This window comes from Enterobacter sp. DTU_2021_1002640_1_SI_PRY_ASU_LCPMC_013, from assembly GCF_032389435.1.
In the GTDB taxonomy this organism is placed as follows: domain Bacteria; phylum Pseudomonadota; class Gammaproteobacteria; order Enterobacterales; family Enterobacteriaceae; genus Enterobacter; species Enterobacter hormaechei_C.
The window spans coordinates 4,848,914-4,867,336 of sequence record NZ_CP135594.1 but is presented as its reverse complement, the minus strand read 5'-3'; the positions used below and the strand labels follow the sequence as shown (position 1 = coordinate 4,867,336).

At 54.4% G+C, this 18,423-nt stretch carries 18 protein-coding genes; 7 read left to right on the top strand and 11 right to left on the bottom strand.

The features are described from left to right. Position 1 precedes the first annotated feature (1 nt). The 9 genes from atpH to asnC form a co-directional block, all read right to left on the bottom strand. Positions 2-535 (bottom strand): F0F1 ATP synthase subunit delta, encoded by a 534-nt coding sequence (gene atpH / locus RS584_RS23230; RefSeq protein ID WP_015570151.1) that lies wholly within the window; start codon positions 533-535, stop codon positions 2-4. Between the two features lie 14 nt (positions 536-549). Next, the gene (atpF, locus tag RS584_RS23225) at positions 550-1,020 is read right to left on the bottom strand and encodes a F0F1 ATP synthase subunit B (RefSeq protein WP_003862370.1); all 471 of its coding nucleotides are present in this window, start codon (positions 1,018-1,020) and stop codon (positions 550-552) included. A 48-nt stretch (positions 1,021-1,068) separates the two neighbouring features. Next, positions 1,069-1,308 carry a F0F1 ATP synthase subunit C gene (atpE, locus tag RS584_RS23220; RefSeq protein WP_000429386.1) on the bottom strand — a complete coding sequence of 80 codons (240 nt, stop codon included), beginning with the start codon at positions 1,306-1,308 and terminating at the stop codon, positions 1,069-1,071. 49 nt (positions 1,309-1,357) lie between these two features. Further along, positions 1,358-2,173, bottom strand: a complete 816-nt coding sequence (atpB, locus tag RS584_RS23215) for a F0F1 ATP synthase subunit A (RefSeq protein WP_003862373.1) — start codon at positions 2,171-2,173, stop codon at positions 1,358-1,360. An 8-nt stretch (positions 2,174-2,181) separates the two neighbouring features. Next, on the bottom strand, positions 2,182-2,562 hold the full coding sequence (gene atpI / locus RS584_RS23210; protein ID WP_003862375.1) for a F0F1 ATP synthase subunit I: 381 nt from the start codon (positions 2,560-2,562) through the stop codon (positions 2,182-2,184). Between the two features lie 615 nt (positions 2,563-3,177). Continuing rightward, positions 3,178-3,801, bottom strand: coding sequence for a 16S rRNA (guanine(527)-N(7))-methyltransferase RsmG (rsmG, locus tag RS584_RS23205; RefSeq protein WP_315748717.1), 624 nt, complete (start codon positions 3,799-3,801; stop codon positions 3,178-3,180). 107 nt (positions 3,802-3,908) lie between these two features. Further along, the gene (mnmG, locus tag RS584_RS23200) at positions 3,909-5,798 is read right to left on the bottom strand and encodes a tRNA uridine-5-carboxymethylaminomethyl(34) synthesis enzyme MnmG (RefSeq protein ID WP_063868582.1); all 1,890 of its coding nucleotides are present in this window, start codon (positions 5,796-5,798) and stop codon (positions 3,909-3,911) included. Between the two features lie 374 nt (positions 5,799-6,172). Then, entirely contained in the window at positions 6,173-6,622 is a 450-nt protein-coding gene (gene mioC, locus RS584_RS23195; protein WP_003862381.1) for an FMN-binding protein MioC, read from the bottom strand. A gap of 90 nt (positions 6,623-6,712) precedes the next feature. Beyond that, complete coding sequence (gene asnC, locus RS584_RS23190; protein ID WP_003862383.1) at positions 6,713-7,171, bottom strand: transcriptional regulator AsnC; 459 nt, start codon at positions 7,169-7,171, stop codon at positions 6,713-6,715. Between the two features lie 151 nt (positions 7,172-7,322). Between asnC and asnA the strand changes: the two genes are divergently transcribed. Next, on the top strand, positions 7,323-8,315 hold the full coding sequence (gene asnA / locus RS584_RS23185; RefSeq protein WP_003862385.1) for an aspartate--ammonia ligase: 993 nt from the start codon (positions 7,323-7,325) through the stop codon (positions 8,313-8,315). On the opposite strand, the gene viaA is transcribed toward asnA, so the two are convergent. Beyond that, a complete protein-coding gene (viaA, locus tag RS584_RS23180) occupies positions 8,316-9,767 on the bottom strand; it encodes an ATPase RavA stimulator ViaA (RefSeq protein WP_193042609.1) in 1,452 nt (483 codons plus the stop codon). After that, positions 9,761-11,257, bottom strand: coding sequence for an ATPase RavA (gene ravA, locus RS584_RS23175; protein WP_315748716.1), 1,497 nt, complete (start codon positions 11,255-11,257; stop codon positions 9,761-9,763). Before ravA ends, viaA begins: the two co-directional genes overlap by 7 nt. 222 nt (positions 11,258-11,479) lie before the next feature. On the opposite strand from ravA, the gene kup reads away from it, so the two are divergent. The 6 genes from kup (at position 11,480) to rbsK (ending at position 18,421) form a co-directional block, all read left to right on the top strand. After that, a complete protein-coding gene (gene kup / locus RS584_RS23170) occupies positions 11,480-13,348 on the top strand; it encodes a low affinity potassium transporter Kup (protein WP_006808744.1) in 1,869 nt (622 codons plus the stop codon). Between the two features lie 214 nt (positions 13,349-13,562). After that, positions 13,563-13,982 carry a D-ribose pyranase gene (gene rbsD, locus RS584_RS23165; protein ID WP_003862392.1) on the top strand — a complete coding sequence of 140 codons (420 nt, stop codon included), beginning with the start codon at positions 13,563-13,565 and terminating at the stop codon, positions 13,980-13,982. A 7-nt stretch (positions 13,983-13,989) separates the two neighbouring features. Next, on the top strand, positions 13,990-15,495 hold the full coding sequence (gene rbsA / locus RS584_RS23160; protein ID WP_015570154.1) for a ribose ABC transporter ATP-binding protein RbsA: 1,506 nt from the start codon (positions 13,990-13,992) through the stop codon (positions 15,493-15,495). 4 nt (positions 15,496-15,499) lie between these two features. Next, positions 15,500-16,465 carry a ribose ABC transporter permease gene (gene rbsC, locus RS584_RS23155; RefSeq protein ID WP_003862395.1) on the top strand — a complete coding sequence of 322 codons (966 nt, stop codon included), beginning with the start codon at positions 15,500-15,502 and terminating at the stop codon, positions 16,463-16,465. Positions 16,466-16,492: 27 nt separating this feature from the next. After that, positions 16,493-17,383, top strand: a complete 891-nt coding sequence (rbsB, locus tag RS584_RS23150) for a ribose ABC transporter substrate-binding protein RbsB (protein ID WP_003862397.1) — start codon at positions 16,493-16,495, stop codon at positions 17,381-17,383. Positions 17,384-17,491: 108 nt separating this feature from the next. Continuing rightward, positions 17,492-18,421 (top strand): ribokinase, encoded by a 930-nt coding sequence (rbsK, locus tag RS584_RS23145; protein ID WP_015570155.1) that lies wholly within the window; start codon positions 17,492-17,494, stop codon positions 18,419-18,421. The last annotated feature ends 2 nt before the right edge of the window (positions 18,422-18,423 follow it).

Genomic DNA, 18,423 nt, shown 5'->3' with positions numbered 1-18,423 from the left:
CTTAAGACTGCAAGACGTCTGCAAGGCGTTCAAGACGGCCGCGTACGCTGCCATCAATGACCATATCACCCGAGCGGATGATTACGCCTGCCATTACAGACTTATCGATTTTGCAATTCAGCTTAACTTTGCGTGACAGACGTTTTTCCATCGCGGCGGTGATTTTCGCAAGCTGTTCGTTACTCAGTTCAGTCGCAGAAGTTACTTCAACTTCAGCGGTAGCTTCACTAAGGGCACGTAAGTGCTCAAACTGCTCGAGAACATCCGGGAGCACACGGAGACGACCATTTTCCGCCATCACCTTAATCAGGTTCTGGCCGTTGGCATCCAGTTGCTCTCCGCACACGGCGATAAACGACGCGGCGAGGGTTTCAGGCGCTAACGCACCAGAAAGCAACTCGGCCATTTGTTCGTTTTTCGTCACCTCAGCGGCAAACGCCAGCATATTCTGCCAGCGATCGACATTTTGGTGTTCGACAGCAAAGTCAAAAGCTGCTTTGGCGTAGGGGCGAGCTACCGTAACAAATTCAGACATCAGCCCCTCCCTCCTTACAGTTCAGCGACAAGTTTGTCCACGATGTCGCTGTTAGCAGCTTCATCCACGGAACGTTCGATGATCTTCTCGGCGCCAGCAACAGCCAGAATCGCAACCTGCTTACGCAGTTCTTCACGAGCACGTTTACGCTCAGCTTCAATTTCAGCCTGAGCCTGTGTCACGATCTTAGTACGTTCCTGTTCTGCTTCAGCTTTGGCTTCGTCCAAGATCTGAGAACGGCGTTTGTTAGCCTGTTCAATGATTACCTGAGCTTCAGCTTTCGCTTTTTTCAGCTGGTCTGTCGCGTTGGCCTGTGCAAGGTCCAAATCTTTCTTAGCGCGTTCTGCGGAAGCCAGACCGTCAGCAATTTCTTTCTGACGTTTTTCGATGGCAGCCATTAAAGGCGGCCATACATACTTCATGCAGAACCAGACAAAGAGAATAAACGCGATGGCCTGGCCGAGGATTGTTGCGTTCATGTTCACAGCACAATACCTCTTAAATTTCTGTGGCTTGGGGTTTTAAAACAACTACTACGCGACAGCAAACATCACGTACAGACCCAGACCTACAGCGATCATTGGGATTGCATCCACCAGACCCATAACGATAAAGAACTGAGTACGCAGCAGAGGAATCAGATCAGGTTGACGCGCTGCGCCTTCCAGGAATTTGCCCCCGAGGATGCCGATACCGATCGCAGCACCGATAGCCGCCAGACCCATCATCACAGCGGCAGCCATGTACAGCAGATCCATATTCAGGTTTTCCATGACAGTCTCCAGTTTGTTTCAATTAAAACGTAGTAGTGTTGGTAAAAAATCAGTGCTCTTCAGACGCCATCGACAGATAGACGATCGTCAGAACCATGAAGATAAAGGCTTGCAGCGTAATGATCAGGATGTGGAAAATGGCCCATGGCACATTCAGAATCCACTGTGACCACCACGGCAGAAGACCCGCGATCAGAATGAAAATCAGCTCACCCGCATACATGTTGCCGAACAGTCGCAGACCCAGTGAAACAGGTTTGGACAGCAGGCTAACGCCTTCCAGGATCAGGTTGACCGGAATAAACGCCCAGTGGTTGAACGGCTGCAAGGTAAGCTCTTTCACAAAGCCGCTTACGCCTTTCATTTTGATGCTGTAGAACAGAATGAGGATAAATACGCCCAGCGCCATCGACAGGGTGATGTTCACGTCGGCAGACGGAACCACGCGCAGTGCAGGCAGGCCGAGTACGTGCTCACCGATCCAAGGTAAGAAATCGATAGGCAGGAGGTCCATCAGGTTCATCAGGAAGACCCAAACGAACACGGTCAGGGCCAGCGGAGCAATCAGTTTGCTCTTACCATGGTACATATCTTTCACGCTGCCATGGACGAAGCCGATGATCATCTCGATGAACGTCTGGAATTTCCCTGGAACACCGCTGGTCGCCTTTTTAGCAACGCTGCGGAACATGGCCAGGAACAGAAGACCCAAAACCACCGAGAAGAACATGGAGTCGATGTTGATCGTCCAGAAGGTGGCCGGGGGGTTATGTGGATCCACCAGCGAGAATGTACGCAGGTCCAGCTGAAGGTTATTCAGATGGTGACCTATGTAATCCTGCGGCGTCATATTTTCTGAAGCCATGATGCCTTTTACCCTTTGTTATTGATTACAGCTGGAGCCAGAACTTGTACCACCAGCACCAAAACCCACGTTGCTATCAGCGGCATGAATACCACTTTCAAAACCGCCAGCGCCATCACCAGTAGAGCAAAGGTCAGCAACACCTTACACACTTCGCCGAGAGCGAAGGACCAGGCCACGCGGCCTTTGGCGGGTGTATGCGCCTGATGACGCCAGGCAAAAATCATAAACAACACGTTTGGCAGAACCACCGCCAAACCTCCGCACGCGGCGGAGATGCCCCAGAAGGGGTCTTTGAGGCTAAACAGCAGTCCACTTGCTATCACAGCCAGAAACTGAATGAACAGAAGCTTACGAGCAACGTTTCTACTCAAGAGCGACACAGACATCACGTTTTTACTCCTGCTCCCTTCGAGGTATGCCGCGTGTCGTATAAAACGTCCTTTAAGGCTCAGAGTCAAGCATCAAAAAGCGGTCAAATTATACGGTGCGTACCCGTGATTTCAAACATTAAGTAGCGAAAAGGTGAATAAATGTTTAAATATTTTTCCCCAGTCCTATTTTTCAACTTTTGACCTAAGTGCCGACCTTCAGGCAAAACTGCAAACAGCGCGGAAACGTTGGTGATAAAGCGTGCACGAGATCACAAAATACACATTTGCGATAAAGTGGTATTTATCAAAGACGTAAAACGATTTATTTCATCTGTATGAAATTAAAGCAAAAAAATCGCAACTATTTTTAAAACAGAGCCGTATACAACAAAAACCTTTTATTGACATTCTTAATAAATATTTAACATTCCATTCTTGTTGCCTTTACCCACTTTTAGCAGGCTGATATTTTCACGGTTGATTATCCTCAGAGTGAACAACTCACTTCAGGTTAACCATAAGAAAACCCATGGTAACAACAAGGTTAAATTAACTACGGCCAAAACAGACGGGATGTGCTGCTTTTTAACACGATCAGAACAGCACAAATTCCACATTTTTTATTAATTTTTAAAAAGTGTTTGGCTTAATTATCACCAGATGACGCTCACCTTCGAGCTGAGGGATCTGAAGTTTCTCAATGGATTCGACAGCAAAACCGTCCGGAAGCAGCTCGATTTCCTCCCCCGGAAGTTGCCCTTTCAGCGCATAAAAACGCCCCTTCTCCGCCGGCAGGTGTTTGCACCAGCTCACCATGTCATTGAGTGACGCAAATGCGCGGCTGATAACGCCGTCAAACGGTGGCTCTGCCGGGAACTCCTCTACCCTGCTCTGCACGGGCGTGATGTTTTCCAGCTTCAACTCATGCTGAACCTGGCGTAAAAAGCGTACGCGCTTACCCAGGCTGTCCAGCAGCGTGAATTGACTCTCCGGTCGAACAATAGACAACGGAACGCCCGGCAAGCCCGGACCGGTGCCCACGTCGATAAAACGTTCCCCGTTCAGATACGGCGCCACGACGATGCTATCGAGAATATGGCGAATCAGCATCTCGTTGGGATCGCGTACGGAGGTGAGGTTGTACGCTTTATTCCATTTGTTCAGCATATCGACATAGGCCACCAGCTGATTTTTCTGGTGATCGGTGAGCGAAATACCTGCCTGTTCCAGCAGACGAGAGAGTTTATTGAGCACGGTGGATACCTGTTGAGAAACTTAAGTGGCGGGTGGCGCTTCGCTAACCCGCCCTACGGGTTCAGTAGGCCCGGTAAGCGCAGCGCCACCGGGCAATTTTCAGAGCATTACGCGCTGCGGCGCAGCATACCCTGCTTTTTCAGCCACACCAGCAGAATCGAAATCGCGGCAGGTGTGACGCCGGAGATACGTGAGGCCTGGCCAATCGACACAGGTTTGTGATCGTTCAGCTTAGCGATCACTTCGTTGGAAAGGCCCGTCACCTGACGATAGTCCAGCATTTCCGGCAGCAGCGTGTTTTCGTTGCGCTGCTGTTTTTCGATCTCATCCTGCTGACGCGCGATGTAACCTTCGTATTTCACCTGGATCTCGACCTGTTCAGCCGCTTCCGCGTCTTCAAGGCCCGGCGCGAACGCGGTCAGTTTGACCAGATTCTCGTAAGTGACTTCAGGACGGCGCAGCAGATCTTCCCCGCTGGCTTCGCGCGACAGCGGTGCTGTTAAGTGAGCGTTTACTTCGGCAGCGGTTTCCGCCTGCGGATTCACCCAGGTGGTTTTCAGGCGCTGACGTTCCTGTTCGATGCGCTCCAGCTTCTCGTTGAAGCGTGCCCAGCGTTCGTCATCCACCAGACCCAGCTCGCGGCCCATTTCGGTCAGACGCAGGTCGGCGTTGTCTTCACGCAGCATCAGGCGATATTCCGCACGAGAAGTAAACATGCGGTACGGTTCTTTGGTCCCCAGCGTGCAGAGATCGTCGACCAGTACGCCCAGGTAAGCCTGAGAACGCGCCGGTGCCCAGCCCTCTTTCTCGGCAGAGAAGCGAGCGGCGTTCAGACCGGCCAGCAGCCCTTGCGCGGCAGCTTCTTCGTACCCGGTGGTGCCGTTAATCTGGCCTGCGAAGAACAGACCCTGGATGAATTTGCTTTCCAGCGTCGGCTTCAGGTCACGCGGATCGAAGAAATCGTACTCAATAGCGTAGCCAGGGCGAACGATTCTTGCGTTCTCCATGCCCTGCATTGAGCGAACTATTTGCATCTGTACATCGAACGGCAGGCTGGTGGAGATGCCGTTCGGGTAAATTTCATTTGAGGTCAGCCCTTCCGGCTCCAGGAAGATCTGGTGCTGGTTACGATCGGCAAAGCGCATCACCTTGTCTTCGATCGACGGGCAGTAGCGCGGGCCGATCCCTTCGATCACGCCAGCATACATTGGGCTGCGATCGAGGTTATTGCGGATCACGTCATGGGTTTTCTCGTTGGTATGCGTGATGTAGCACGGTACCTGCTGCGGATGCTGAGCCGCATTGCCCATGAACGAGAACACCGGCATCGGGTTATCGCCGTGCTGTTGCGCCAGCACGCTGAAATCAATGGTGCGCGCATCAATACGCGGCGGCGTACCGGTTTTCAGGCGGCTTACGCGCAGCGGCAGTTCACGCAGACGACGTGAAAGTGGGATAGACGGCGGATCGCCAGCACGGCCACCGCTGTAGTTATCCAGGCCGATATGAATTTTTCCGTCCAGGAATGTCCCGACCGTCAGCACCACCGCTTTTGCGCGGAACTTGAGACCCATCTGGGTCACGGCGCCAACAACACGATCGTTCTCCACGATAAGATCTTCTACCGCCTGCTGGAAGATCATCAGGTTCGGTTGGTTTTCCAGCGCGGTGCGCACAGCCTGACGGTAAAGCACGCGGTCTGCTTGCGCACGGGTGGCGCGAACAGCCGGACCTTTACTCGCGTTTAGTATCCTAAACTGGATGCCCGCATGATCGATCGCTTTCGCCATCAGGCCGCCAAGCGCATCCACTTCTTTTACCAGGTGTCCTTTCCCAATGCCGCCAATCGCCGGATTACAGGACATTTGTCCCAGCGTGTCGATATTGTGTGTCAAAAGCAGGGTCTGCTGACCCATTCGCGCTGCGGCCATTGCGGCCTCAGTGCCTGCGTGACCCCCGCCAATGATGATGACGTCAAAAGGATCCTGATAAAACATGGTGGTCTGCCTCGCGTAAAGCGGTATGAAAATGGATTGAAGCCCGGGCCGTGGATTCTACTCAACTTTAGTCTTTCGAGAAAGCATTGGGATCCTGGGCTATTAAAAAGAAGATCTTTTTATTTAGAGATCTGTTCTATTGTGATCTCTTATTAGGATCGCAGACCTTTGTGGATAAGTCCGATCCTATAAATAAGATCATGCAGTTAGGAAGGATCGTTTGCTGTGAATGATCGGTGATCCTGGACCGTATAAGCTGGGATCAGATCGCTACTTTATACACAGGTCAAAAACTAAACCAACGTTGTTATTTGGATAACTACGGCTTAATACGAGCTTTTAACCAGAGTTATCCACATCTGATCGCGCGATCTTTAATCGTTTTTGAGTAAATTTTTCCATTCCGCGAGCCAGATCTCGGCTGGATCTTCGGGAATATCATGATCGAGGATGTTGATCTTCAGCGTTTCACCCAGCTGTTTTGCTCCGCAGGCGGTCACCGCTGCTTCAACTTTCTCTATGGCACCACAGAAAGTGTCATATTCACGGCTGCCGATCCCTACAGCGCCAAACCGGACGTTTGACAGATCGGGCTGTTGTTCCAGCAGTTCGTCATATAAAGGTTGCAGGTTATCCGGCAGATCGCCCGCACCGTGCGTGGAGGTGATCAGCAGCCAGACCCCGTCAGTCGGGAGATCTTCCAGCAGCGGTCCGTGCAGCGTTTGTGTAGAAAAGCCCGCGTCTTCCAGCTTCTCAGCCAGATGTTCCGCTACATATTCCGCACCGCCCAGGGTGCTGCCGCTGATAAGAGTAATGTCCGCCATTGATCGCTCGCTCAGATAAAGAGGCGGCCATTGTACGCTGTGAACGAGCTGGGATCTACCTGTGGAAAATGTGGGAATGAAATTGCCCGATCACGGGCGGATAGTACGCATGATCGGGTTTTGCAGGGAGATCAGGGTTTCAGTGGACTGAATTTCATCGATTGTTTGGATCTTGTTGATAAGTACCTGCTGGAGGGCGTCAATGGATCGGCACATCACCTTTATAAAGATGCTGTAGTGCCCGGTGGTGTAGTACGCCTCGGTGACTTCATCCAGCGCGTTCAGTTTCTCCAGCGCGGAGGGGTAATCTTTGGCGCTTTTCAGAATAATGCCAATGAAGCAGCAGACGTCGTAGCCAAGTTGCTTCGGGCTGACATCAATGCGTGCGCCGGTGATGATCCCGGCCTGCTTCATTTTCTCGACGCGAACGTGAATGGTCCCCGGGCTGACGCCAAATTGTTTCGCCAGTTCGGCATACGCGGTGCGTGCGTTGGCCATTAGCGCTTCCAGAATGCCGCGGTCCAGATTGTCGATCTGATAATTTTCCATAGGTTTTTCTTATGAAGATTAATGATTCCCTCTATTCTAGCGTCTTATTTTAACGAATCAAAAGTGAAGGCGGCTTTTTGTTGATGGGTTATTGAATTAAGCGCCTGTTCTGTTGCTTAATCAGTATCAACAGGACGCAGGAGTATAAATAATGAAAACCGCTTACATCGCAAAACAACGCCAGATCAGTTTCGTAAAATCCCATTTTTCCCGCCAGCTGGAAGAGAAGCTTGGCCTTATTGAAGTTCAGGCGCCGATTCTGAGCCGCGTGGGTGACGGGACGCAGGATAACTTGTCTGGTTGCGAAAAAGCGGTACAGGTAAAAGTGAAAACACTGCCAGACGCCCAGTTCGAAGTGGTTCATTCCCTGGCGAAGTGGAAGCGTCAAACCCTGGGACAACACGACTTCAGCGCGGGCGAAGGGCTTTACACGCACATGAAAGCCCTTCGCCCCGATGAAGACCGCCTTTCCCCGATTCACTCTGTCTACGTTGACCAGTGGGACTGGGAGCGCGTAATGGGAGATGGCGAGCGTCACGTCGGTACGCTGAAATCCACCGTTGAGGCGATCTACGCCGGGATCAAAGCAACCGAAGCGGCCGTGAGCAAAGAGTTTGGTCTGGCACCGTTCCTGCCGGAAACGATCCACTTTGTTCACAGTCAGGAATTGCTGAGCCGTTTCCCGGATCTGGATGCCAAAGGCCGTGAACGCGCGATCGCCAAAGAGCTGGGCGCGGTATTCCTGATCGGCATTGGCGGGAAATTGTCTGATGGTAAACGTCACGACGTCCGTGCGCCGGATTACGATGACTGGAGCACCGTGGGCGAAAGCGAATATGCCGGTCTGAACGGCGATATTCTGGTCTGGAACCCGGTTCTGGAAGATGCGTTTGAACTCTCTTCGATGGGGATCCGCGTGGATGCTGAAGCACTGAAGCGTCAGTTGGCCGTGACCGGTGATGAAGATCGTCTGCAACTGGAGTGGCACCAGGCACTGCTGCGCGGTGAAATGCCGCAGACCATCGGCGGTGGGATTGGCCAGTCTCGTCTGACCATGCTGCTGCTGCAACTCTCTCACATTGGTCAGGTACAGTGTGGGGTCTGGCCGCAGCAGGTACGTGAGAGCGTCGGTTCTCTTCTTTAATTAACGTCGCCAGCGTCTGAGCAGGCGGCTACGCAACCCGGTATCAAAGCGCCAGATGTGATCGAAGATGCGCATGATGCCGGGTTTTCCATGTGCAGACATCGCCACGGCATGGAAACGGTGCTGGTGCACGCGCTGCATCTCCTTCACTTTATTCACGACGTCGTCCGGCAGCCGCTGGGCAATAAAATCGGAAATCACCACCGCATCCGCGTCGTACCAGTCACCGCCCTGCATGCGCTCAATGATGCTGCGAAAACAGCTGGCCAGATCGGTGCCGCCGCGAAAGCGCTGGCTTAAAAAGCGGATCGCCTGCTCCAGCCCCTGTGGGCTGGTCAGTTCATACCCCACCACTTCGCTGGAAAAGAGCATGATGTAGCAGCGACGACGATCGGCGAGCGCCACGCGCATCAGAGCCAGGCAGAACGCTTTTGCACACTGTTCATTAAACCCCCCCATCGATCCGGACGTATCGACGCAAACAATGAATGGGCCGCGCGGTTGCTCATCAAAATCCTGGTGCACCACCGGACGCTGGCTGATCTTCTCGCGCCAGGCTTCGCCATGCAGTCGATAGGTAATGAGCTGTTTTTCCACCAGCCGACGATAAAACTCATACTCCAGTTCGGTCATGCCCAGCGTGCTGAGTTCCGTAGGCAGCAGGCGCAGTATGTCATCGCTTTGCTGTAACCCGTCCACCTGCTCCGGTACGGTGGAGGGTTCGCGTACCAGCGTACGGAAGGTTTCCATCGGCGCATCTTTCTTTGGGACCGACCGGGCCTCCCGGGAACGGCCGAGCTGTTCTGCGAGCTTCATCAGCTCCGGCTGTTGTGCCAGAAAGTCGCCGTACTTCACGATCAGCTGATAATCGCCCCGCTTTAACTGGCCGGCACTCATATCCCAGAGTCGACCGGCGGCGTTTTCATTCTCCACCAGCACCTGTTCTAACTGGCCGCTCAGGGTCATTCGCTCCTGGACTTCACTGAGCAACTGTTCGCGCTCTTCGTCCAGCAACTGCTGATTAAGGGCCGTGGCCTGGACCACAAGGCTCAGTCGCCAGCGCTGTAAAAACAGCGTATGCAGGGCGGGAGTGAAGCTGGGGTTATCCGTGACCAGCGCTCTGGCCTGGCTGGCAAACGGGGAGTGAACGTTATCAAGCAGCGTCAGGGTTTGCTGTAGCCGGGCAATAAACTGCGGCGTTGAAAGCCGCTGGCACTGCTGGTAACCAGCCACTTCCTCTGTCAGTTCCGGCGGGACTTCCGTCTCCTTAAACCGCTGGCGCAGGTTATCGCGCCAGCGGGGAAGATCGTCCGTCATTGCTTTTCGGAGCTTCGGGAATTTTTCAAAGAAGGCCGCCAGCTGCGGTGAAGCGAGCAGGGTAATGACGACCTCTTCGATCAACCCTTCTTCGCTAACCGCCAGCATGACGTTAAGCGTGTCCAGCGTTAGCATTGACGCGCCTGTTTGATCTGCGCGCTGACATCCTGCAAGCTGGCTTCAATGCGACCTAACCAGTCGCTAAGGATAAAGAGGCATTTCTGCTGCTCGCTGAAGCGCGTGTGCTGCTGATGCCATTCGTTATCCAGCGCTTCGAGCTGCTGTTTGATCTCCTCCGGAACAGTATCGGAGGCCGTGCCCGGCAGCGCCAGGCGCGATCCCTGAAGGCTGACGTCGCGGATCACAAGGTGCTGGCTGCTGTCGACTTCCATCGACAGCGGCTGTGCAAAGCCGATACCGTTGAGTTTACCGCGGATCTCACCGCCTTTATCCAGCCACTGAACCAGCGCAACGCGTTCGATCGTCACGTGCACAACCTGCATATCATGAAGCTTCAGCGGTTGCTGAAGAAGAAGCGTGAGCGAGGCGTCAGTCAGCCCGGCGGGCAGTTCATAGTGCGGTTTACGGGCAAACATCCCGCCAAGACGGTTCACCTTCAGCGCGGTTATGTCACTTTGCTGCTGCTGGAGCTGAAGGCGACGTTGGGCAATCGCGCCCAGTTGATTAAGCATCGACTGTTGACCCCACGCGTGTCCGGTCATCAAAACGTCCAGCTGCTGTTGCATCAGATTCATCCCTTCTGCGTCGTGCCACAGGCAGTCTTTCAGCAGGATCAGATCGATTGGGGCGACAGCATCGCGGCCGCTAAACAGCGCGCTTGCCTGGAGCAGGCGAATGGCTTTTTTCCAGCGACGATCGGAGACGTACGGCGCGGAAGGCAGCAAATCAAGCTGCTGGCGCAGCATGAAGATCAGCTCAAAAACGGGATCGGGCAGTTTTATCTTGCCGATCTCCTCCTGCCACTGGTGGTATTCCTCGTCCGTGACCTGCAATGACGCTGCCACCGGGTTTTCGTTTTCATCCTGCTGGCTTACCAGCATGGAACGGAAGTTTGATTTATCCTGGACTTTATCCAGCCACAGGCGGATCAGCATACGGTCATACAGCGCTTCCAGGCTGCTGTCGGCTTCGGGCAGTTCGTTTGACGCGGCCACCAGCAGGCGCATGGGGATCTTCTCTTCGCTGGCGCCGTTGCGGAAGCGGCGTTCGTTAATTGCCGTCAGCAGGGTATTCAGAATGGCCGGGCCGGCTTTCCAGATCTCATCAAGAAAGACAATTTCCGCTTCCGGAAGATAGCCCGCCGTCAGACGTTCATAGCGTCCCTCATCTTTTAACGCCTGAATGGAGAGTGGGCCGAAAACTTCTTCCGGCGTGGAGAAGCGCGTCATCAAATACTCGAATGCGCGCGCGTTCTGGAAAGCGAATTTGAGGCGGCGTGCGATCAGACTTTTGGCAATGCCCGGCGGGCCCAGCAGAAATACGCTTTCCCCACTCAGCGCCGCCAGTAAACAGAGGCGAATGGCGTGGCTACGCTCGTAAAGGCCTTTCTCCAGCGCACTGCTGAGGCGGGAAATTCTTTCTGCTAATAAATGTGAGTGAGCCATAATAGTTTTGCATCCTTTCGCCGTCGTGGCGGCTAATTGAAGCGAGTATAGACGTTTCGGTCTGGCCTGGTAATAGGCTGAAGTGCGGCGCTATTTTCTTTGCGCTACATTAATGCGGCTGCATTTAGGGGTACGATTTTGCATTGAATCGTGCATACTGTGCGCTTTTTGTGGGCCAAGGGACTAAGCACACATTTGTTATTCAAACGAAAAGACTAGTCTATGAGCACTGATAATAAGCAATCATTACCCGCTGTAACGCTTGCGGCGATCGGGGTTGTCTACGGTGATATCGGCACCAGCCCGCTTTATACGCTTCGTGAATGTCTGTCCGGTCAGTTTGGTTTTGGTGTAGAGCGTGACGCCGTATTTGGTTTCCTCTCGCTCATCTTCTGGTTGCTGATCCTGGTGGTCTCCCTTAAGTATCTCTCTTTCGTAATGCGGGCTGATAACGCGGGCGAGGGCGGTATTCTGACACTGATGTCCCTTGCCGGGCGCAATACGTCTGCAAGAATGACCTCCGTGCTGGTCATCATCGGCCTGATTGGCGGCAGCTTCTTCTATGGAGAAGTCGTGATTACGCCGGCGATTTCTGTAATGTCGGCCATAGAGGGGCTGGAGATTGTCGCGCCACAGCTTGATACGTGGGTGGTACCACTCGCTATTATCGTGCTGACGTTGCTGTTTGCCATACAAAAACACGGTACCGGGCTGGTGGGTAAGCTGTTCGCGCCTATTATGCTGGCCTGGTTCCTGATCCTGGCGGCGCTGGGCTTACGCAGTATTATCGCCAACCCGGATGTCCTGCACGCGCTGAACCCAATGTGGGCGGTGCATTTCTTCCTTGAATATAAAGTGGTGTCGTTTGTGGCGCTGGGCGCGGTGGTGCTTTCCATTACCGGTGTTGAAGCGCTGTATGCGGATATGGGCCACTTCGGGAAACTCCCTATTCGCGTCGCCTGGTTTAGCGTGGTCTTGCCTTCACTGGTGCTGAATTACTTCGGTCAGGGCGCGCTGCTGCTTGCACACCCTGAAGCGATTAAAAACCCGTTCTTCCTGCTGGCGCCGGACTGGGCGCTGGTTCCGATGCTGATCCTGGCGACGCTGGCGACGGTCATTGCCTCTCAGGCTGTCATTTCCGGCGTATTCTCCCTGACGCGTCAGGCCGTGCGTTTGGGTTATCTCTCCCCAATGCGCATTATCCATACCTCGGAGATGGAGTCTGGCCAGATCTACATTCCGTTCGTCAACTGGCTGCTCTATTTCGCGGTGGTGATTGTTATCGTCAGCTTTGAGCACTCCAGTAATCTGGCGGCGGCGTACGGTATCGCGGTAACAGGAACGATGGTGTTGACCTCTATTCTCTCCACCACCGTGGCGTACCGTAACTGGCACTGGAATAAGTTCCTCGTGGGGCTGATCCTGGTTGGCTTCCTCTGCATCGACGTGCCGCTGTTTTCTGCGAATCTCGACAAGATTGTCTCCGGTGGCTGGCTGCCGCTGACGCTGGGTCTGGTGATGTTTATTGTGATGACGACGTGGAAGAGCGAACGTTTCCGCCTGCTGCGTCGTATGCATGAGCACGGTAACTCTCTGGAGGCCATGATCGCCTCGCTGGAGAAATCCCCACCGGTGCGCGTGCCGGGCACGGCGGTGTATATGTCTCGCGCGCTGAACGTAATCCCGTTTGCGCTGATGCATAACCTCAAGCACAACAAAGTGCTGCACGAGCGGGTGATCCTGCTGACGCTGCGTACCGAAGATGCGCCGTACGTTCACAACGTGCGTCGCGTACAGATTGAACAGCTGTCCCCAACCTTCTGGCGCGTGGTGGCAAGCTACGGCTGGCGCGAAACGCCGAACGTGGAAGAGGTGTTCCACCGCTGCGGTCTGGAAGGCCTGAGTTGCCGCATGATGGAGACGTCGTTCTTTATGTCCCACGAGTCGCTGATCATCGGCAAGCGCCCATGGTATCTGCGCCTGCGCGGCAAGCTGTATCTCATCCTGCAACGTAACGCCCTGCGTGCGCCTGACCAGTTTGAGATCCCGCCTAATCGCGTGATTGAGCTGGGGACGCAGGTCGAGATTTAACCCTTCTGAATATGCCGGGTGGCGCTGCGCTTACCCGGCCTACCAGACCCGTAGGCCCGCGCAAGCGTAGCGCCACCCGGCAATTTTCCTCTATTGCATTTCACTTAGCGAAACGTTTCGACGTTGATCACAAATCCGTTACGTCATGATGGTTTTCTGAACACTTCTGCGGCTACACTGTTTTTAGCGAAACGTTTCGCTAGTGGAGCAAAAAATGAAGAAAGGCACAGTACTCAACTCAGAAATCTCATCGGTGATTTCCCGTCTTGGGCATACCGATACGCTGGTGGTTTGCGATGCAGGCTTACCGGTTCCGCGCAGCACAACCCGTATCGATATGGCGTTAACGCAGGGCGTACCCTCGTTCATGCAGGTACTGGAAGTGGTCACCGCGGAGATGCAGGTTGAGGCGGCCATTCTCGCGGCGGAAATCAAACAACATAATCCGCAACTCCACGAAACGTTGCTCAGCCACATTGAGCAACTGCAACAGCACCAGGGAAACACCATAGAAATTCGTTACACAACGCACGAGCAGTTCAAACAACAAACCGCAGACAGTCAGGCGGTGATTCGCAGCGGGGAGTGTTCCCCGTATGCGAATATCATTCTCTGTGCTGGCGTCACCTTCTGAGGCCATCATGGACGCATTACTGCAACTCAAAGGGATCGATAAGTCGTTCCCGGGCGTAAAAGCCCTCTCCGGTGCGGCGCTGAACGTCTATTCCGGGCGCGTCATGGCGCTGGTGGGTGAAAACGGCGCCGGCAAATCCACCATGATGAAAGTGCTGACCGGTATCTACCAACGCGATGCCGGTTCGCTGCTGTGGCTGGGTAAAGAGACCACCTTCAACGGCCCGAAATCCTCTCAGGAAGCGGGCATCGGCATCATCCACCAGGAGTTGAACCTGATCCCGCAGCTCACCATTGCGGAGAACATCTTCCTCGGCCGTGAATTCGTGAACCGGTTTGGCAAAATCGACTGGAAAACCATGTATGCCGAAGCGGACAAACTGCTGGCGAAGCTGAATCTGCGCTTTAAGAGCGACCGACTGGTGGGCGACCTTTCCATCGGCGATCAGCAGATGGTGGAAATCGCGAAGGTGCTGAGCTTCGAGTCGAAGGTCATCATTATGGATGAACCGACCGACGCCCTGACCGATACCGAAACCGAATCCCTGTTCCGCGTGATCCGTGAGCTGAAATCCCAGGGCCGCGGCATTGTCTATATCTCACACCGCATGAAAGAGATCTTCGAGATCTGCGACGACGTCACCGTCTTTCGCGACGGGCAGTTTATTGCCGAGCGCGAAGTGGCAACCCTGACCGAAGATACGCTGATTGAAATGATGGTGGGACGTAAGCTCGAAGATCAGTATCCGCATCTGGAGAAAGCGCCGGGAGAAATCCGCCTGAAGGTGGATAACCTCTGCGGGCCGGGCGTGAATGACGTCTCCTTTACTCTGCGCAAGGGCGAGATCCTTGGCGTCGCGGGCCTGATGGGCGCGGGGCGCACCGAACTGATGAAAGTGCTCTATGGCGCACTGCCGCGCACCAGCGGCTACGTTACCCTTGACGGCCATGAGGTGGTCACCCGCTCGCCGCAGGATGGCCTGGCGAACGGCATTGTCTATATTTCCGAAGACCGTAAGCGCGACGGCTTAGTGCTGGGCATGTCGGTGAAAGAGAACATGTCCCTGACGGCGCTAGGCTATTTCAGCCGCAGCGGCGGCAGCCTGAAACACAAAGATGAGCAGCAGGCGGTCAGCGATTTTATCCGTCTCTTTAACGTTAAAACCCCATCGATGGAGCAGGCGATTGGCCTGTTGTCCGGCGGGAATCAGCAGAAAGTGGCGATTGCCCGCGGGCTGATGACGCGCCCAAAAGTGTTGATCCTTGATGAACCTACCCGCGGCGTGGACGTGGGCGCGAAGAAAGAAATATATCAGCTGATTAACCAGTTCAAGGCCGACGGTCTGAGCATCATTCTGGTCTCTTCCGAGATGCCAGAGGTATTAGGCATGAGCGATCGCATTATCGTCATGCATGAAGGGCATCTCGGCGGTGAATTCACTCGCGAGCAGGCCACCCAGGAAGTTCTGATGGCTGCCGCTGTGGGCAAGCTTAATCGCGTGAATCAGGAGTAAGAAGATGACTACCCAGGCTGTTTCTGGTCGCCGCTATTTCACAAAGGCATGGCTGATGGAACAAAAATCGCTGATTGCCCTGCTGGTGCTGATCGCGATTGTCTCGACCATGAGCCCGAACTTTTTTACCGTCAATAACCTGTTCAACATTCTTCAGCAGACCTCCGTCAACGCCATTATGGCGGTGGGGATGACGCTGGTGATTTTGACCTCGGGTATCGATCTGTCCGTCGGTTCCCTGCTGGCCCTCACCGGCGCGATCGCCGCGTCGATTGTCGGTATTGAGGTCAACGCGCTGGTGGCCGTTGCCGCTGCGCTGGCGGCTGGTGCGGCAATTGGCGCTGTAACCGGCGTGATTGTGGCGAAAGGTCGCGTTCAGGCGTTCATCGCCACGCTGGTGATGATGCTGCTGCTGCGCGGTGTGACCATGGTGTACACCAACGGCAGCCCGATTAATACCGGCTTTACCGATAACGCCGATCTGTTTGGCTGGTTCGGTATCGGTCGCCCGCTGGGTGTCCCGACCCCGGTCTGGATCATGGCTATCGTCTTCCTGGCGGCATGGTACATGCTGCACCATACCCGTCTGGGTCGTTATATCTATGCGCTGGGCGGTAACGAAGCGGCAACGCGCCTGTCCGGTATCAGCGTTAATAAAGTCAAAATTATCGTTTACTCCCTGTGCGGCCTGCTGGCGTCTCTGGCGGGCATCATCGAAGTGGCGCGCCTCTCTTCCGCGCAGCCAACGGCGGGTACGGGCTATGAGCTGGATGCCATCGCGGCAGTGGTTCTGGGCGGTACGAGCCTTGCGGGTGGTAAAGGTCGCATTGTTGGGACATTGATCGGCGCACTGATCCTCGGTTTCCTGAATAATGGTTTGAATTTGTTAGGTGTTTCCTCCTATTACCAGATGATCGTTAAGGCAGTGGTGATTTTGCTGGCGGTACTGGTAGACAACAAAAAACAGTAACTGACGACACTACAGGACATCTTAGATATGAACATGAAAAAACTGGCTACCCTGGTTTCTGCTGTCGCGCTGAGCGCAACCGTAAGTGCTAACGCCATGGCGAAGGACACCATCGCGCTGGTTGTCTCTACCCTGAACAACCCGTTCTTCGTCTCTCTGAAGGATGGCGCGCAGAAAGAAGCAGATAAACTGGGCTACAACCTGGTGGTGCTGGATTCTCAGAACAACCCGGCGAAAGAGCTGGCTAACGTTCAGGACTTAACCGTTCGTGGTACCAAAATCCTGCTGATCAACCCAACCGATTCCGACGCGGTCGGTAACGCCGTGAAGATGGCAAACCAGGCGAAGATCCCGGTCATCACCCTTGACCGTCAGGCAACGAAAGGGGATGTGGTCAGCCACATTGCGTCTGATAACGTACTGGGCGGTAAAATCGCCGGTGACTACATCGCGAAGAAAGCAGGTGAAGGCGCGAAAGTGATCGAGTTGCAGGGTATCGCCGGGACTTCCGCAGCCCGTGAACGTGGTGAAGGCTTCCAGCAGGCTGTAGCGGCGCACAAATTCAACGTGCTGGCGAGCCAGCCGGCAGACTTCGACCGTACAAAGGGCCTGAACGTCATGCAGAACCTGCTGACCGCGCATCCTGATGTGCAGGCGGTATTCGCACAGAACGACGAAATGGCGCTCGGTGCGCTGCGTGCGCTCCAGACTGCGGGTAAATCAGATGTGATGGTTGTCGGATTTGACGGCACGCCGGATGGTGAAAAAGCAGTAAATGATGGCAAACTGGCTGCGACCATCGCTCAGCTGCCTGAGCAGATTGGCGCGACTGGCGTGCAAACTGCCGATAAAGTGCTGAAGGGCGAAAAAGTTCAGGCCAAATATCCTGTTGACCTGAAACTGGTCATTAAGCAGTAAAGGCGATTCAGGCAGTCGCTGGCTGCCTGAGGGACACCAAATAAAAGAAAAGTGTGGCATACGCCACCGGGTAATACCGGTGGCGCTCTCAGATGGACACCTCAATACATGAAAACCGCAGGCAACCTCGTCGTCCTTGGCAGTATCAATGCCGATCACATTCTTAACCTTGAAACGTTCCCCACTCCGGGCGAAACCGTCACTGGCAATCAGTATCAGGTGGCGTTCGGCGGTAAGGGCGCAAACCAGGCGGTTGCCGCCGGACGCAGCGGGGCGAATATCGCGTTTATCGCCTGTACGGGTGATGACGATACCGGCGAGCGCGTACGCAAACAGCTGGCAAGCGACAACATCGACATTGCACCCGTCAGCGTGGTTGCAGGGGAATCTACCGGCGTGGCGCTGATTTTCGTCAATGCGGAAGGTGAGAATGTCATCGGTATTCATGCAGGGGCTAATGCCGCGTTAACGACTGAACGCGTCGAAGCGCAGCGTGGAATCATCGCCGGAGCGGAAGCCCTGCTGATGCAGCTGGAGTCACCGGTTGAAAGCGTGCTGGCCGCCGCGAAAATTGCGCATGAAAATCATACGTCTGTCGTACTTAACCCTGCGCCTGCCCGTGTATTATCAGACGAGCTGCTGGCGCTGGTGGATATCATCACCCCGAACGAAACCGAAGCGGAAAAGCTGACGGGTATCCGTGTCGAAAATGATGACGATGCCGCGCGTGCCGCGCTTGCACTGCATGAAAAAGGCATCGGCACCGTAATCATCACCCTCGGCAGCCGTGGGGTGTGGGCTAGCGTCAATGGCGAAGGCCGTCGCGTACCGGGCTTTAAGGTCAAAGCCATTGATACCATCGCCGCAGGAGACACCTTCAACGGTGCACTGGTAACGGCGCTGCTGGAAGGAAAAGCAATGGATGACGCGATCCGCTTCGCGCATGCCGCCGCTGCGATTGCGGTGACGCGTAAAGGCGCTCAGCCTTCTGTTCCATGGCGTAAAGAGATTGATGAATTCTTAAGTCAGCAGGGGTAACG